Origin of the sequence: Marinomonas lutimaris (assembly GCF_019426345.1) — a bacterium.
Classification (GTDB): Bacteria; Pseudomonadota; Gammaproteobacteria; order Pseudomonadales; family Marinomonadaceae; genus Marinomonas; species Marinomonas lutimaris.
Genome location: NZ_JAHLLW010000010.1, coordinates 105,457 through 118,638, shown reverse-complemented (window position 1 = coordinate 118,638; position 13,182 = coordinate 105,457). Strand labels below are relative to the sequence as shown.

Sequence of the window (13,182 nt, the reverse complement as noted above, 5' to 3'; positions counted from 1 at the left end):
TTACTGCCCCTTTGTTTCAACAATCCAAGTGTCTTTACTACCACCACCTTGTGACGAATTAACGACCAAGGAGCCTTTTTTCATGGCCACGCGAGTTAGGCCGCCTGTGGTGACGTAGGTTTCCTTCGCTTGCAAGATGAATGGACGAAGGTCTAGGTGACGAGGTTCTAAGACACCTTTGGATATAAGCGTTGGTGCGGTGGATAATTTCAACGTTGGTTGAGCAATGTAGTTACGCGGGTTTTTAGTGATTAGCTCAGCAAACAATGCTTGTTCTTTTTTGGTTGAGTGGGGACCAACTAACATACCGTAACCGCCCGATTCGTTGGCCGGTTTAACCACTAGTTTGTCTAGGTTGGCGAGTACGTAGGCGCGTTGCTCTGGGTCATCGCACAAGAAGGTCTCGACGTTGTTAAGAATCGGCTCTTCGTTCAAGTAATAACGAATAATATCTGGCACATAAGCGTAAACCACTTTGTCATCGGCAACACCAGCCCCCGGCGCGTTTGCCAGTGCAACATTCCCTGCTCGCCATGCGCGCATGAGACCTGCAACGCCTAGGACAGATTCTGGATCAAAGGCTTCTGGGTCGATGAATAAATCGTCAATACGACGATAGATTACATCTACGCGCTCAGGCCCATCGATGGTTTTCATGTAAACACAGTCGTCGCTGTCGACAAATAAATCGCTGCCTTCTACTAATTCTGCGCCCATTTGTTGCGCCAAAAAGGCGTGTTCAAAATAAGCGGAATTATAAATACCAGGTGTTAATACCACGATCTCAGGATTTTCTATGTCTCTTGGTGATAAAGATGCCAAGGTATCAAATAATTGCGAGGTATATGAATCGATCGGCAAGATGGATTCGTTTTCAAACAGTTCAGGAAGAACTCGCTTTGTAATGGCGCGGTTTTCCAGCATGTAAGACACACCAGAAGGTACGCGTAGATTATCTTCTAAAACAAAGAAGTCGCCATTTTCATCTCGTACTAGATCGGTACCACAAATATGCGCCCATACGCCGTAGGCTGGTGATACGCCAACGCATTCTGGTCTAAAATTTTTGGAATCTTTGATGATGTGTTCTGGGATGATGCCGTCTTTGATGACGTTTTGGTCGTGGTAGAGGTCGTTGATGAAAAGATTAAGAGCGGTGAGTCGTTGTTTTAATCCAGCTTCAGCTATTTTCCAGTCTGAGGCTTCTATGGTTCGGGGGACAATATCGAAGGGCCATGCTCTGTCTATATTGCCTTCCTCTGTGTAGACCGTGAAGCTGATGCCCATCTCTTGTATTGTTGCTTCTGCGGTGAGGCGCCTCTTTTCTAGCTCGTCTTCAGAGAGACTGTCTAAATATCCCAAGAGTTGTTTTGCTGGAGATCTTGGGGCGCCTTTGTCATCTATTAACTCGTCAAAAAAATCAGATGACTGATAATGGCTGGTTAGTTTTTCCATGTATACCTCGTTCTCTTTATCAAGCCGGAGGTGGGTGCCTTAAACCTGCACACTTGCGTGCGCTTTTCTTGTGCATCCGCCCCACATCGGGGAGACTTCTTTACTTTGTAAGGTTAAACCTAGCTATATCATTACCTTGATTAACTAGGTTGTGACTAGTGTTTTCGCACTACTTGAAGAATAAAGCAAGGATCGAGCCATAGTATTTGCAAAGAATGTGTAGGCTTTTAATTTGCCGGGAAGTGATATAGATCGGTTTTATTCAAGTCGAAATTCGCTACTATGGTGCTTCTAGAGTTTTGCAAAAGCATTATCAACAAAGAGGAAAGGTGAGTGGATCAGGTAAGTCGCGTTGTTATTGCTGGTGCAGGTATTGGAGGCTTGTGTGTCGCGTTAGCTTTGGCTAAGCAAGGCGTTCAAGTCGTGGTGTGCGAGCAAGCTGCAAGTCTTGGGGAGGTTGGCGCAGGCTTACAAATTAGCCCTAATGCTTTAAAGGTGTTGCGACAGCTTGGCTTGGAAGCTGAATTGAGCGGATTGGCTTTTGTTCCCCAATACGCCGCGATTCGAGATTATAAAAGCGGTGAGTACTACCTTAAATCCTCTTTGGGCGAGCAAGCTGAAGTTCGCTATGGTGCGCCTTATTGGCATTTACATCGTGCGGATTTGCATCAAGTTTTAGCTGCAGCTTGTGCAAAAGCGGGTGTCGAATTGGTATTAAATGCGGTAGTGACTGGTTATCGCGAAAATACTGAGCTTAATCAAGTCTGTTTGTTGCTCGAAGATGGTGGTGAATTTAGTGCTGACTTACTGATCGGTGCGGATGGCATTCGTTCAAAAGTACGAGAGCAAATGCTAGGGCAAGAGTGCCCAAACTACATGGGGCAAGTCGCATGGCGTGGCGTGATTCCAGTTAGTGATCTGATCGTGAATATTAAACCAGATGCGTGTGTTTGGGCGGGACCTGGTCGACATTTTGTGAGCTATTATTTACGCGGCGGCGATTATGTGAATTTTGTTGCCGTTGAAGAACGCAGTGATTGGCAATCTGAGTCATGGCGCGAAGAAGGTGATGTTGAAGAGCTAAAACGTGCTTTTGCCAATTGGCACCCTGAAGTGAGTGAGTTAATAAAGTCCGCGAGTAGTACATTTTTATGGGCGTTGAATGGCCGCAATGAACTGCCTACCTGGCACGAAGGTCGAGTAGTTTTATTGGGTGATGCTTGCCACCCCATGTTGCCCTTTATGGCGCAAGGTGCCGCGATGGCGATTGAGGATGCTTTTGTTTTAGCTAAGTATTTGTCTCGTCATACTTTGAGCGATGCTTTACTGAAATACGAGCAAGTGCGTAAACCTCGGGCGACGAAAATTCAGCAAATGTCTAAAGCCAATGCTGGCTTATATCATATGCACGGTGGTGTACTGGGCAAAATGAAATTAAAAGCGCTTCAAGCTGCGGGTCGTTTTGTTCCTGATGTTATCCAGTCTAAGTTAGATGTAGTGTATGGCTATGACGTGACCAAGGATTGATACGGATCGTTTTATAAATATGTAAGAAAAGAGTCTATTTTGTCATTTTATGTTCTACACTTTTTCTTTGAGTTGTAATCATCTATTGTGAATAGGTGGCTTGGCGGCTGTTCTGCGGTCGCTACGCTGCTTTACTCCTGAATTAAATGAACGAATTAAACACGAAGGGATAGTGTCATATGATTGTTCTCTCGGTACTCTTTTTAGTCATTGGTTTGGCTTTGCTATTAGGTGGTGGCTGGTTAGTGTCATTAGATGGCAGCCTCTACTATGTTGTTGCTGGTGTTGCCTTTATCGCCGTTGCTTTGTTGTTAAAAAAGCGTAATAAAATAGCGAATCTAATTTACGCTCTATTGTTAGTGGGAACCTTAATCTGGTCGATTATGGAGTCTGGTTTAAGTTGGTGGCCTTTAGCAACACGAATGGGGCTTTTCTTAGTACTCGCCGTTCCTCTTCTCTTATTGGCTTTCTTTAAACAGCGTAGTGGTGGACGTGTGTTGTTTCCAATTTGGTTAGCAACCGCATTAGTCACTATCTCACCTTTGTTTATGACGTCACCTACGACAGTTGAAGGCAAGTTGACGCGTTCAGTAACCATGTCTGATGCTGATACAGGTAATGTTACGCAGGGTGAGTGGAACGCATATGGACGTAGTAATCTAGGTCAGCGCTTTTCGCCATTAGGTCAAATTACGCCGGATAATGCTGATCAGTTGCAACTTGCTTGGCAATATCAAACAGGCGATAAGAAAGGGCCAAAAGATGTGGGTGAAACTACCTATGAAGCAACACCGTTAAAACTCGGTAACGCTCTTTATGTTTGTACTCCGCACAACTGGCTAATTGCTCTAGATGCGGATACAGGTGAGGAACAATGGGTTTATGATGCGAAAGTACCAGCAGAAAGTCAGCGTCAGCATCAAACTTGTCGAGGTGTTTCTTATTTACCACCTTCCAATTCAACACAGCTTCCAGCTATTCAAAAATCATCCGTACCAGCCCAAAGCTTACCTAGCATGCAGTGTGATGCTCAGTTGTTCTTGCCAACGTCGGATGCGCGTTTAGTGGCAGTGGATCCAACAACTGGCGCTCGTTGCGCTAACTTTGCGGATAATGGTGAGTTGGACTTAATGCACAACATGCCGTTTAAACAGTCTGGTTATTACTATTCTACATCGCCGCCATTAGTTGCTGGCGGTGTGGTGATTGTTTCTGGCTCGGTGAACGATAATTATGCAGTGAATTCTCCATCTGGCGTAATTCGAGCTTATGACGTCAAAACAGGTGAATTGAAGTGGAACTGGGATTCTGGTCATCCAGATGAAACAGCGCCGATCGGTGCCGACGAAACTTATGCGACAAGCTCGCCAAATAGCTGGTCCGTTGCTAGCGCTGATGAAAAACTTGGTTTGGCGTATTTCCCAATGGGGAATCGCACACCAGATCAGTTAGGTATGTACCGTTCACCGGCAGAAGAAAAATATGCGACTTCGGTTGTCGCGTTGAGCCTCGAAACTGGCCAGGTCGCTTGGGTACAACAGTTTGTTCATCATGATCTATGGGACATGGATACGCCAGCGCAACCTGCTTTGTTGGATCTAGATACGGCAACGGGTAAGCAGCCTGCTTTGGTGGTGCCAACCAAACAAGGTGATGTGTACGTGTTGAATAGGAAAACTGGCGAGCCTATTTTCCCTATTACTGAAGAGCCAGCACCGCAAGGCACGATTCCTGGTGACTATGCGGCGAAAACTCAACCTACTTCGGCTTTATCTTTTAAGCCTGCCAAGTTAACGGAAGCGGATATGTGGGGCGCGACACCATTGGATCAACTAATGTGTCGTATTCAATTCAAGCAATTGCGCTATGAAGGTCGTTACACGCCACCGTCAGAGCAAGGCTCTATTGTTTATCCTGGGAACTTTGGGGTATTCAACTGGGGCAGTATTGCTGTTGATCCAAAACGTCAACAAATGTTTGGCATGCCTTTGTATCTTGCTTTTACTTCTACCTTGGTGCCAAAAGAGGGTGCTGATTTAGGGGAAGCGAACAAAGGTGAGCAAGGGTTAAACTCAAACGAAGGCGCAGATTTTGCCGTTGAATTGAAACCTTTCTTATCGCCGTTAGGTGTCCCTTGTCAGCAACCACCATGGGGTTATGTGGCTGGTGTGGATCTTAAAACGGGCAAGACTGCTTGGAAACACAAAAATGGTACCATCGAAGACATGACACCTCTTAAGTTGCCAATAGAAATGGGCATGCCCGGTATTGGTGGTCCAGTGATTACCGATGGCGGTGTTGTTTTTATGGCGGCATCGGTTGATAACTATTTGCGAGCTTATGATATGTCTACTGGCGAAGAGTTATGGAAAGGTCGATTGCCGGCAGGCGGACAAGCCACACCAATGACTTACCTAAACAGTAAAGGCGAGCAAATGGTTGTTCAGGTAGCTGGTGGACATGGTTCTATTGGTACAACCATTGGTGATTATGTGGTTGCTTATAAGTTGAAAAAGTAATGCTAAGGTTGAACTTTTTCTTATAAAGAAACTGCTGTTATAAGATATAACAAAGTCCAGTATTGAAGTGGCCAGAGAGCTGGCGATTTTAATACTGGACTTTTTGTTGTCTTAATATTGCATATAGCAATATTGAATAAAAAATATCAATATACGTTTTTTTTGTTATAACGTTTTGTGACAACGACATCGCAATTTATTATTGGTCTCATCTATAACTTTTTACTATTATTTGCGCCTTTCTTCCCTAAGACCACAAGTCGCGGGGCTAACTTAATCTGGAATCCTCAGACGATATGACTTCTAAATCTCCTCTGGCACTGTTGCCATTGTTACTTTTCCTTGTTCTTTTTGTTGGCAGCGGCCTTTGGTATCAGTCTGAAGGCGTGGACTTTGCCTTTTATCAGATCTCTGCTCCTGTCGCTATTTTACCAGCTATAGCCTTGGCAATTTTATTAGGTAAAGGGCATTTTAATAAGCGCATTGAAACCTTTATTGAAGGTGTGGGTGACAACACTATTGTGACTATGGTGCTTATTTATTTGTTGGCTGGTGCGTTTGCTAGCGTTGCAAAAAGCGTTGGTGGTGTTGATGCGACAGTTAACTTTGGCTTAAGCGTGGTTCCGCCTTCGCTATTATTACCCGGTTTGTTTGTTATTACGGCATTTGTTGCGACTTCCATGGGAACATCCATGGGCACGATTGCGGCCATTGCTCCGATAGCGATTGGGGTTGCCGAAGCTGCTGATTTACCTTTGTTGCTAACAGTCGGCACCGTCATTGGTGGTGCTATGTTTGGTGATAATTTGTCGATTATTTCCGACACCACTATTGCAGCAACACGAACTCAGGGCTGTGATATGCGCGACAAATTCCGCATGAACTTCAAAATTGCCTTACCTGCAGCCTTGGTGACTTTGGTTTGGCTGTTTTTCCAGAGTAGCGATGCGCATATTACAGATATTAAAGACTATGATTTGATTCGCGTTTTGCCTTACGTTGTTGTTTTAGGCCTGGCTGTTGCTGGTGTTAACGTTATGTTGGTGCTGTTCAGCGGTATTATTTTAGCGGGTGTTATTGGTTTGACCATGCAGCCTGATTATTCTGTGGCATCTTGGTCTTCTGATATTTATGCGGGTTACACTGGCATGCAGGAAATTTTGATTCTTTCCTTGTTGATTGGTGGTCTAGCTGCATTGATGAAATCGCAAGGTGGTCTAGAGTGGTTGGTTGGCACCATCGAGCGTATTAGTCGTGTCTTGGGTGCGAAAGCTGGATCAACACGTGCCGGTGAGCTGAGTATCAGTGCGGCCGTTGCATTAACGAATTTATGTACGGCTAATAATACTGTTTCGATTTTAATTAATGGTTCAGTCGCAAAAAATATTGCTGAACGATATAATGTCGATCCGAAACGCAGTGCTAGCTTGTTAGATATTTTTTCGTGTGTGGTGCAAGGTGTATTACCGTATGGCGCGCAAATTTTATTGGCGTCTTCTTTGGCAAAAGTATCGCCATTAGAGCTTGTTGGTTATGTTCAATACAGCTGGTTATTGGCTGTGGCAGCTTTGATTTCTATTTTTATCGCTTGGCCGAAAGGCGCTAAATAGACATTTCAAAAAGTAAAATATTTCTTTGGAAGCCCGCCAGCCTGCATTTTAAGCCCAGGTTAGCGGGCTTTTTCGTGCTTTCTTGTAAAGGTCTCTGTAAGTTTTATCTAGTCATTTTTTTCGTAAGGAATATTTTTGAAGCAAGAATCACATGTTAAAGCCGAATTAATTCTAGTGTTTGTCACTATTTTGGCAGGGTTTGGTTGGATATTTTCCAAAGAAGCACTGGCTGGTTTGCCGCCTTTGTTTTTTATGGGGGTGCGATTTATTGTTGCTGGTTTTGTATTGTATCTTGCTGGATTGAAATATTTTCGTGGCCTAGATTGGCAAGATGTTAAACGTGCTGGCATGGTTGGTTTGGTAATGGGCATCACTATGATGTTTTGGGTTACTGGGCTGGATCAAGGTTCAAACTTGGGCGTAGGCGCTTTTATTACCAGTTTGGGTGTTGTACTTGTCCCTGTGGTTGCGCGTTTTATGTTTGGTGCAAGGCCGCCGTTAAGTATTTGGATTGCTTTGCCTATCGCTGTTGTCGGTTTAGGCTTTTTAGCGTTGAACAATGGATTGAATTTTGAATTTTCTCATGTCTATTTTTTGGGAGCCGCTTTAGGATCGGCATTCCAATTAAATTTATTATCGCGTTTTTCAATGCGTATGCATGCTTTAGTATTAACTGCCATTCAATTGAGTGTGGCGGGCTGTTTGTTACTCTTCCTTTCACTGTTAACTGAAACGCTGCCTCATAGTATTAGTATGGCTGTGGCTGGATGGTTTCTAGCTAGCACCTTGGTTGCAAGCAGTCTGCGTTTCTTATTACAAACTTATGGTATGAGTTTGACACCAGTGAGTCATGCCGCAGTTATTATGAACTTAGAGCCTGTATGGACGGCTATTTTTGCGGTTTTTTGGTTCAGTGAGTCGATGGGAAGTGGGCAGGTATTTGGTTGTTTCTTAATATTTATTGCCATGATCGTTAGTCGTTGGCCTCAAATAAGAGCAATTTTTAAGCCGGTTAAATCTTTTTAGCTAGAACGTATCTGGCAAAATAGTATCCAGTGTTTGACTGTAGACGTTGTGCATCTCTTTGCTGAACGGTCTGGTTTGGAACTCCCAACGGACTAGTAATCCTTCTGTTAAAGTGACGAGCATTTCGATGCGAGCAATAGCTTCTTTTTTATCCATTCGTGGGTAAATCGATTCCATAATATTAATGGCTCTTTCTTGTAACCGTCTATGAGACTCTTTATAGATATTGGCTATCACTGGATTGCGTGCTGCTTCTGCTTTAATTTCTGCATGCATAATTCTCATGTTATCGTTTTCTAAATTATTTTCACCAAAATGACGTTCTAGCCAATTTTTTTTATCTAAAAAAGATGGCATAAACTGTAATCTTTTTTGTGTAAACTGCTCAACCAATGCACAAATGATGTCATCTTTATGGGAAAAGTAACGATAAATCTGGCCTACGCTTAGTTCTGCCGTCTTAGCAATTTCACTCATACTGGCTTTGTGGAAACCTTTAGTGAGGACATGTTGCTCGGTGGCATCAATAATGCATTGTTTTCTAAGGTCATTATCTCGCGGTAATTTAATCATTTTCGTTTCTTTACATTGGTTTTTATTTATTAGAAATACTGCTTATATTATAGTGCTTGTGAATGATCATTCTCAATATGTCGAAAGGAAGTCTCCTCAATGCTGTCTAAATTTAAATATGCTTCAAGTGTGTTACTTGTTTTATTGCTTGCTGGCTGCCAGGAGGAGGCCCCTAAGTCTGCTGCTGATAAGCCCGTACCTAAAGTTCAAGTCGGCATTGTTACGATTCAACCTCAAAAAACCGATTTAATGACTGAATTACCTGGTCGAACCACTTCTAGCTTGGTGGCAGAAATTCGTCCTCAGGTTGGTGGAATAGTGAAAAAACGTTTTTTTGAAGAAGGTCAGGATGTCAAAACGGGTGATTTACTTTATGAATTGGATGACTCCACTTATGTTTCTTCATATAAGCAAGCACAAGCTGATTTAGAGTCTGCAAATGCCAGTCTTAAATCTGCACAGTTAAAAAATGAACGTTATACACAATTGCGTAAACAGAATAATGTATCTCAACAAGATCTTGATGATGCTCATGTTGCTTATCTTGAAGCTGTTGCCAAGCAGAAAGGTTCTGAAGCAGCATTAGAAAACACAAAAATCAATTTAGGTTATACCAAAATCAGGTCACCAATTGATGGGCGCATTGGTATTTCTCAAGTAACTGTGGGTGCATTGGTAACCGCTAGTCAAGCAACAGTCATGACGACTGTTCGTTCTTTGGATCCTATTTTTGTCGATTTAGCGCAAACCAGTTTAGATCAACTTAAACAGAGAAATTTCTTATCCCAAGATGGTGTTGAAAAAGGCTCAAACAAAGTGTCTTTGATCCTTGAAGACGGTACCAAGTATCAATATCAAGGCACACTTAAAGCTCGAGAAGTAAGTGTCGACGAGTCCACTGGTAGTGTGACGCTTCGTGCCGAATTTCCGAATCCAGATAACCTTCTACTACCAGGTATGTTTGTGCGTGGTGTGATACATGAGTTAACACATAACGCCGCTCTTTTGGTGCCTCAACAGGGGGTTTCTCGTGATGTTAAAGGCAATCCAATTGCCTTGGTTGTTAATTCTAACAATGTTGTTGAAAGTCGAATTCTGACCGTTGAGCGTACAATTGATAATCAGTGGCTGGTGCTTTCAGGTGTTAAAGCTGGTGAGAAAGTGATTGTTGAAGGCTCCCTGAAAGTGAAGACGGGTGATGAGGTTGTGTCAGTTGAAATGACAAGAGACCCTGAAAGCGGCGCTATTGTCGCAAAGAATGCCAATGCTTCTTCGGCTCAAGGGAATTAATTTATGTTAGCTCATTTTTTTATAAACCGTCCGGTTTTTGCATGGGTGATTTCCATCGCTATCATGCTAGCAGGTCTAGCATCGATACTGAATTTGCCAATATCTCAATATCCTAATGTGGCGCCGCCTACCATTAGCATTTCTGCTACTTATTCTGGTGCTTCTGCGGAAACAGTCGAAAACAGTGTTACGCAAATATTAGAGCAACAGCTTACTGGCTTAGATGGTTTGTTGTACTTTTCTTCATCAAGTAGCTCAAGTGGCCGTACTAGCATTAACGTAACGTTTGAGCAGGGGACCGATGCTGATATAGCACAAGTACAGGTTCAAAATAAGATTCAACAAATCACGTCTAATTTGCCTGAATCAGTACAGCAAAACGGCGTAACTGTTCGAAAATCAAATTCTGATTTTTTAATGGTTGCGGCTATTTACGATGAAACCGATACTGATACTGCAAACGATATTTCCGATTTTCTTGTTTCTAGTGTGCAAGATCCTGTTTCTCGTGTGGATGGGGTAGGCAGTATCCAGGTTTTTGGTGCTGAGTACGCGATGCGTATATGGTTAGATCCATTAAAGCTAGCATCTTATAAATTAATGCCTTCTAACGTATCAGCTGCTGTTAACGCTCAAAATACCCAAGTGGCAGCAGGCAGTTTAGGTGCTTACCCAGTAATAAAGGGTCAAGAGTTGAATGTGACTGTCACGGCTCAGTCTAAATTGCAAACCGCTGAGCAGTTCCGCAATATTATTTTGGCGTACGATGACAGTGGCGCGACGGTTCGTTTGAGTGATGTTGCGAAGGTTGAACTAGGTAGCGAATCTTATGGTTATATTCCACGTTTGAATGGCCACCCTGCTTCTGGTATGGCCGTTATGTTAGCTCCCGGTGCTAATGCTTTATCTACTTCTGAAGCGGTTAAAAATGTATTGAATGGATTATCTTCAACTCTACCAGATGGCTATAAGCTTTCTTTCCCTGTTGATAATACCGCCTTTATTAGAATATCAATCGAAGAGGTGGTGAAAACTCTTTTTGAAGCCATCGTTTTGGTTGTTATTGTTATGTTTATCTTTTTGCAGAATTGGCGTGCCACGTTAATTCCTGCAATTGCTGTTCCTGTTGTGCTTTTGGGGACGTTCGGCGTATTGGAACTATTTGGCTTTTCGATTAATACCTTAACCATGTTTGGTGTTGTGCTGTCTATCGGCTTGTTGGTTGATGATGCCATCGTAGTGGTGGAAAACGTAGAGCGGGTGATGGAAGAGGATAAGTTGTCTCCAAAAGAAGCCACTATTAAATCCATGAAAGAAATTACCAGTGCCTTAATTGGTATTGCGGTTGTCTTGTCTGCGGTATTTTTGCCTATGGCGTTCTTTAGTGGTTCAACGGGGGTTATTTATCGTCAATTCTCTATAACGATTGTTGCATCTATGGCCTTGTCTGTTGTGGTGGCTTTAACCTTGACCCCAGCGCTTTGTGCGACGCTATTAAAAGCAAATCATGGTGCGAGTAATAAAGGTTTAGCCGGTTGGTTTAACCGTAATTTTGATCGTGCTACGGATAAATATTTTGGTGGCGTCAGCAGCATAATTAAGAAACCAGTTCGTTGGATGCTGGGTTATGGTGTTATTGTTGCTGGCCTTGGTGGCTTGATGATGACATTGCCGTCAGGCTTCTTGCCGGTAGAAGATCAGGGGCGGGTGATGGTCATGGTGTCTTTGCCTGAAGGTGCTGCTATGTCACGTACCGATAAGGTAATGCGTGACGTTGAAAGCTATTTCATGAATCAAGAAAAAGATAATGTTAAAGATATTTTTACCATTTCAGGCTTTAACTTTATGGGCAGTGGACAAAATGCCGGTATGGCGTTTGTTGCCTTAAAAGACTGGAGCGAGCGCATTGGTCCTGCCAATAGTGCGAGCGCTATTGTTGGTCGCTCATATGGTGCTTTTGCGGGAATTCGTGATGCAAGAATCTTTTCTTTGATACCACCATCGATTCAAGGTCTGGGTCAGAGTAATGGCTTTACCTTCCAGCTTCAAGCATCAGGGAATACAGATCGTGCGACCCTATTAGAAATGCGTGATGCTTTATTGCAAAATGCTAATACAAGCCAACTGTTAACGGGTGTTCGTTTAGGTTCAGATTCTGAAGCTCCTCAATTGCATATTGATATAGACCAGGAAAAAGCATCTGCTTTAGGTCTTTCTATGTCTGATATTAGTTCGACTTTGAGTAGTGCTTGGGCGGGCTCTTATATCAATGACTTTATCGATCGTGGCCGAGTTAAAACGGTTTACATGCAAGGTGAAGCTCAGTACAGATCCTCTCCTGAAGACCTACAGCATTGGTATGTTCGCGGTAGTGATAATACGATGACGCCTTTCTCTGCTTTTGCTAAGAGTGAATGGACATATGGCCCAAAAAGCTTAACGCGTTTTAATGGCTTGGCTTCTTATGAAATTCAAGGTTCTGGTGCTCCAGGTGTAAGTTCTGGTGCTGCGATGGATGAATTACAAAATGTAGCGGATGCTTTACCGGGCGGTGTAACTGGGTCTTGGAGTGGTTTGTCTTACCAAGAGCGCTTGTCGAGTGGCCAAACACAGATACTTTATGCCATTTCTATTTTGGTGGTGTTCTTATGTTTGGCTGCCTTGTATGAAAGCTGGACTGTGCCGTTTTCGGTTATCTTGGTTATTCCTCTTGGGGTAATTGGTTCGGCAGCGGCAGCGCACTTACGCGGCCTAGAAAACGACGTGTACTTCCAAGTTGCCTTGTTGACAACTATTGGTCTTTCTTCAAAGAACGCGATCTTGATTGTTGAGTTCGCTGAGGCAGCTTATCGCCGAGGTTTAAATGTTTGGGATGCTGCGGCTCAAGCCGCACGTCTTCGCTTACGTCCTATCATCATGACGTCTATGGCATTTATGGTAGGTACATTACCTTTGGCACTTTCTTCTGGCGCGGGTGCAAACAGTCGAATCTCGATTGGTTCTGGTATCGTGGGTGGTACATTAACGGCAACAATATTGGCGGTTTTCTTTGTGCCTTTATTCTTTGTCATTGTGCGTCGTATTTTCCCGAAACGCCCTGAAGCATTATCGAGTAACGAAAACGCTGAATAATTTATTAAAGTGAGATAAGACGAATAAAGAAGGAGCCAATTTCGGCTCCT

8 protein-coding genes are annotated in these 13,182 nt (G+C 43.3%); 6 read left to right on the top strand and 2 right to left on the bottom strand.

Annotated features, from left to right (window positions below; genetic code table 11):
• The gene (locus KPL72_RS13060) at window positions 1-1,455 is read right to left on the bottom strand and encodes a circularly permuted type 2 ATP-grasp protein (RefSeq protein WP_219703169.1); all 1,455 of its coding nucleotides are present in this window, start codon (window positions 1,453-1,455) and stop codon (window positions 1-3) included.
• Window positions 1,456-1,788: 333 nt separating this feature from the next.
• Between KPL72_RS13060 and KPL72_RS13055 the strand changes: the two genes are divergently transcribed.
• The 4 genes from KPL72_RS13055 (at window position 1,789) to KPL72_RS13040 (ending at window position 8,137) form a co-directional block, all read left to right on the top strand.
• The gene (locus tag KPL72_RS13055; protein ID WP_219703167.1) at window positions 1,789-2,982 is read left to right on the top strand and encodes an FAD-dependent monooxygenase; all 1,194 of its coding nucleotides are present in this window, start codon (window positions 1,789-1,791) and stop codon (window positions 2,980-2,982) included.
• Between the two features lie 179 nt (window positions 2,983-3,161).
• A complete protein-coding gene (locus tag KPL72_RS13050) occupies window positions 3,162-5,501 on the top strand; it encodes a glucose/quinate/shikimate family membrane-bound PQQ-dependent dehydrogenase (protein WP_219703165.1) in 2,340 nt (779 codons plus the stop codon).
• 296 nt (window positions 5,502-5,797) lie between these two features.
• On the top strand, window positions 5,798-7,111 hold the full coding sequence (locus KPL72_RS13045; RefSeq protein WP_219703163.1) for a Na+/H+ antiporter NhaC family protein: 1,314 nt from the start codon (window positions 5,798-5,800) through the stop codon (window positions 7,109-7,111).
• 135 nt (window positions 7,112-7,246) lie between these two features.
• Window positions 7,247-8,137: a DMT family transporter gene (locus KPL72_RS13040; RefSeq protein WP_219703161.1), complete on the top strand. Its 891-nt coding sequence runs from the start codon at window positions 7,247-7,249 to the stop codon at window positions 8,135-8,137.
• Here KPL72_RS13040 and KPL72_RS13035 read toward each other — a convergent pair whose 3' ends face one another.
• Complete coding sequence (locus KPL72_RS13035; RefSeq protein WP_212917842.1) at window positions 8,138-8,710, bottom strand: TetR/AcrR family transcriptional regulator; 573 nt, start codon at window positions 8,708-8,710, stop codon at window positions 8,138-8,140. It lies immediately after the preceding gene.
• Between the two features lie 99 nt (window positions 8,711-8,809).
• On the opposite strand from KPL72_RS13035, the gene KPL72_RS13030 reads away from it, so the two are divergent.
• Window positions 8,810-10,000, top strand: coding sequence for an efflux RND transporter periplasmic adaptor subunit (locus KPL72_RS13030; protein WP_219703160.1), 1,191 nt, complete (start codon window positions 8,810-8,812; stop codon window positions 9,998-10,000).
• A gap of 3 nt (window positions 10,001-10,003) precedes the next feature.
• A complete protein-coding gene (locus KPL72_RS13025; protein WP_219703158.1) occupies window positions 10,004-13,132 on the top strand; it encodes an efflux RND transporter permease subunit in 3,129 nt (1,042 codons plus the stop codon).
• The last annotated feature ends 50 nt before the right edge of the window (window positions 13,133-13,182 follow it).